The sequence below is a fragment of the Myxococcus vastator genome, assembly GCF_010894475.1.
Classification (GTDB): domain Bacteria; phylum Myxococcota; class Myxococcia; order Myxococcales; family Myxococcaceae; genus Myxococcus; species Myxococcus vastator.
Window position 1 is genome coordinate 1 of the sequence record NZ_JAAIYB010000607.1, and the last position, 3,910, is coordinate 3,910.

4 protein-coding genes are annotated in these 3,910 nt (G+C 71.2%); 2 read left to right on the forward strand and 2 right to left on the reverse strand.

Annotation, left to right across the window (positions count from 1 at the left end; genetic code table 11):
• Window positions 1-1,498: sulfatase-like hydrolase/transferase (locus G4D87_RS34765; RefSeq protein WP_240358847.1), on the forward strand; the 1,498-nt coding region annotated here is incomplete at its 5' end.
• An 88-nt stretch (window positions 1,499-1,586) separates the two neighbouring features.
• Here G4D87_RS34765 and G4D87_RS34770 read toward each other — a convergent pair.
• Both G4D87_RS34770 and G4D87_RS34775 read right to left on the reverse strand, forming a co-directional pair.
• A complete protein-coding gene (locus G4D87_RS34770) occupies window positions 1,587-2,150 on the reverse strand; it encodes an NADH-quinone oxidoreductase subunit B (RefSeq protein ID WP_140790248.1) in 564 nt (187 codons plus the stop codon).
• 6 nt (window positions 2,151-2,156) lie between these two features.
• Window positions 2,157-2,528, reverse strand: coding sequence for an NADH-quinone oxidoreductase subunit A (locus tag G4D87_RS34775; RefSeq protein ID WP_141255777.1), 372 nt, complete (start codon window positions 2,526-2,528; stop codon window positions 2,157-2,159).
• 249 nt (window positions 2,529-2,777) lie between these two features.
• Here G4D87_RS34775 and G4D87_RS34780 point away from each other — a divergent pair.
• Window positions 2,778-3,910: methyl-accepting chemotaxis protein (locus tag G4D87_RS34780; RefSeq protein WP_371928650.1), on the forward strand; the 1,133-nt coding region annotated here is incomplete at its 3' end.

Here is a 3,910-nt window from a genome sequence, read left to right on the forward strand (position 1 = left end):
GGGGATGGCTGGACGCGGCGCGCCTGGGCATCCGCTGGTGGTCGTCATCGGCATCGACGCGTTCCGGCCGGACCGATTGAAGTCCCAGGGCGGGTCGGGCGAGGTGGCGCCCCATGTCGAGCGCCTGCTGGAGGACGGCACGCTCTTCACCCGCGCGTACACGCCCATTGCCCAGACGGAGCCCGCGTGGCGCTCGCTGCTCACCGCGCGGTGGCCGCACGAGACGGGCGTGCGCTACTCGCTGACGTCCGACTCGCGGATGCAGCTCCAGCGCACCTTCGCGGAGTCCTTCGCCCAGGCGGGGTGGCGCACGGTGTTCTCCACCGACTGCTCGCGCTTCCACGCGGAGGGGCCCGCGTCCGGCTTCGAGACGCGCTTGCAGCCGCCGCGCGGGGCGGTGAACTTCCTCCTGGAGAAGCTGCGCTACCGCGCGCTGGGCATGTTCGCCGACCACGCGCCAGGCGCCGCCTGGCTGCCCGAGTTCATCGACAACCGCGCGCTGGCCGGCATCCATGACCCCATGGGCTACGCGGAGCGGCTGGCCGCGCGGCTGGTGAACGAGGCGCGCCAGGGCCCCACGCTGTTCGCCTTCCACGCGACGGCGGCGCACTTCCCGGGCGACCCGGTGCATCCCTTCTACCGCCGCTTCGTGCCGGCCTCGGAGCCGCTGGAGCGCCGGCTGCGCATGCACTTCGCGCCGGTGTCCCCGGGCGCGAAGGGCGGCTGGAACCGCGCGGGCGCGGAGGCGCTCTACGACGAGCTGATTGCTCAGGCGGACGCGCAGGTGGGGACGCTGCTGGACGCGCTGCGCCGCTCGGGGCGCTACGACGACGCGCTCATCCTCCTGATGTCGGACCATGGCGAGAGCTTCCACGCGGACCGCGACGACCTCGCGGGCGCCACGCCGGTGCATGGCGCTCGGCTGTCGGAGGAGGAGAACCGCATCCTCCTGGCGGTGAAGCTGCCCAAGGGACGAGGCGCGGCGCCGGCCCTGGTGGACTCGCTGGTGCGGCTGGTGGACGTGGGGCCCACGCTGCTGGAGCTGTCCGGGCTGCCGCGCCTGTCGGACGTGGACGGCGTGTCGCTGGCGCCGCTGCTGCGCGGCGAGGACCTGGCGCCGCTGGCGCTGTACGCGGAGACGGGCTTCACCCACGTGCTGCCGGAGGTGTTCGACCCGGGGCACTGGCCAGGGGCGCCTCGCTCCTTCGACGCGTACCGCATCCGTCCGGATGGCGTGGTGGAGATGGGGCCCGCGGCCCACGCCCGCATCCTCCAGGAGAAGGACGTGGGCGCCTTCGACGGCCAGCGCTGGTGGGTGGACCGGCCCCAGGCCAACGGCACGGTGCTGCGCGCCTGCCAGGGCGACTGTGAAGGGCCGGACGCCCACGCGCTGGAGGCGTGGTTCGACGGCGTGCAGGGCCGGACGGCGGCGGGAGGCTGGCGAAAGGTGGCCGGCCAACGCCCCGCGGCCGCGCAACCGCAGCCGCGTGGCGGGTGAGGCCGGCCAGAAATACCAAGGCCCCGGCGCTTCCACCGACTGAGGCGGGAAGCGGGCGGGGCCCTGGCGGTACCGCGCGTGGGGCGCGTTACTTGTTCATGGACAGCAGCAGGTTGTGCCGCGCGGCCGTGGGGTTGGCCTCCTCGCGGTCCGCGATGCGGTGGACCTGGTTGCCAATCTTGTCCTGCAGCAGCATCAGGCCGTCGAGCACCTGCTCCGGGCGCGGCGGGCAGCCGGGGATGTACACGTCCACCGGGATGATGCGGTCGATGCCCTGAAGCACCGCGTAGTTGTCGTAGAATCCGCCCGAGGACGCGCACACGCCGAAGGCCACGACCCACTTGGGCTCGGCCATCTGCTCGTAGACGCGCTTGAGGATGGGGGCCTGCTTCAGGTTGATGGTGCCCACCACCATCAGCAGGTCCGCCTGGCGCGGCGAGAAGCGGGGGAACTCCGCGCCGAAGCGGGAGATGTCGTGCCGGCTGGCGGCCACGGACATGTACTCCATGCCGCAGCAGGCCGTGGCGTAAGGGTAGGTGAAGAGCGAGTACTTGCGCGCCCAGCCCAGGCCCTTGGAGACGATGGACTGGAGCCAGCCCATGGAGTCGTCACGGCGCGTGGTAACGATGTTTGCGAGGTCTGCGTCAGCCATGATGTCTCAGCTCTCCCAGTCCAGGGCGCCCTTCTTCCAGATGTAGATAAGGCCGACCACCAGCGTCGCCGCGAAAACCAGCATCTCCACGTACCCGAACCAGCCGAGCGCCTGGAAGTTCACCGCCCAGGGGTACAGGAACACCGCTTCCACGTCGAACACGATGAACAACAGGGCCACGACGTAGAACTTCACCGCGAACCGCTGCCGCGCCGGGCCGCTCGACTCGGAGCCGGCCTCGAAGCTGGTCGCCTTGATGGCGCTCGGGCGGCGAGGACCCAGCCGCGTGGTGATCTGGGGAATGAGCATCGCCATGCCACCCGCCAGCAGCAGGACGACGGCCAGCGGCAGGTATGGCGTGAGGGGAGTCGGAGTCATCGCGCGCGGAACCTAATGACACCGCGCTCGCCATGTCAAAGGGAAAGTCCAGGGAGCGGCGCGCCAACCCCTTGAGATAACGGCGAAAAGCGGTGTTCATGCTGTCCCAGGGCGCGCCCGGCGTGGATCAGCGGCCCGCGGGGCCTCCGTCTCATCGGCCGGTTTGACGCTCCGCGAAGGGACGCCTACCGTCCGAGGACCGCCGGCATCCATCCGGCGTAGAACTTTCTCACCGGGGAGATGGCAAGCATGTGGGGCCGGCTCGGCTTGCGGACGCAGGTGGCCATCGCGGTGCTCGTGCCCTGCCTGGCGGTGGTGAGCTTCTGCGTCGTGTACTTCCCCATGCACCAGCGGGAAGTCACCCTGGAGTTGCTCCAGAAGCGGGTGCGGGTGGTGGCGCGGCTGATGTCGCAGCACCCCGCGCTCCTGGCCGCGGACGGCACGCCGGAGTCCATGGCCCGGGTGCGGGACGTGTTGTCGATGCTGGAGGCCCCGGAGGCGCTGAACGAGCGCAGCGGCTTCACCCTGCGCTACCAGGGGCTGGTGTCGGCGGACGGCGCCGTGCTCCACGCGCGCGGCCCCATTCCCGCGGCCATCCGCTCGCTCGGCGTGGAGGGGCTGGAGGGCTGCATCACGTCCACGCTCCGCGACGAGGTGTCGGTCCGCTGCGCCAGTGGTGAGCGCCTCTACGTGGCGAGCTTCGGCGTCCAGGAGGCGCTCAGCTCGGTGGATGACCTGCGGGGCGCGGTGCTCGCCGGACTGGCGGGCGCGCTGGTGCTGGGGCTGGCCCTGGCGCTGTTCATCAGCCGCGCCATCGCCGAACCGGTGGCGCGGGTGACGGAGGTGGTGCGGGACGTGGCCCGGGGCGACATGTCGCGCGGGGAGCTGGACGTGCCAGCCACGGGCGAGGTGCGCCTGATGGCGCAGTCCTTCAACAAGATGCTGGGCACGCTGCGCACCTCGGTGATGGAGATGGTGTCGCGCACGGAGCAGCTCTCCGGCGCGTCGCGCGGCCTGCTGGGGGCGTCCGCGGACCAGGAGCACGTCATCAGCCAGCAGGCGGCGTACGCGCAGCAGATCGCCGCCACGTTCGAGGAGCTGAGCCGCACGGCCGAGCAGATTTCCAGCTCCACGGAGGTGGTGGAGTCGAGCGCGCGGCGCACCCACGAGGCCGTGGCGGAGGCCATGGCGGTGGTGGCGCAGGTGGTGGCGGGCATCAACGACATCCGCACCGAATCCAAGGGCGTGGCGGACGCGATTGTCGGCCTCAACCAGGACCTGCAGCAGGTGTCGAAGATTGCCCAGGTCATCAACCAGGTGGCGGAGCGCTCCGACCTGCTGGCGCTGAACGCGGCGCTGGAGGGCACCAAGGCGGGCGAGGT

Excerpts from the sequence above, each read along its gene's own strand:
- G4D87_RS34770 (WP_140790248.1), bottom strand. The coding sequence starts at position 2,150 with ATGGCTGACGCAGACCTCGCAAACATCGTTACCACGCGCCGTGACGAC.
- G4D87_RS34775 (WP_141255777.1), bottom strand. The coding sequence starts at position 2,528 with ATGACTCCGACTCCCCTCACGCCATACCTGCCGCTGGCCGTCGTCCTG.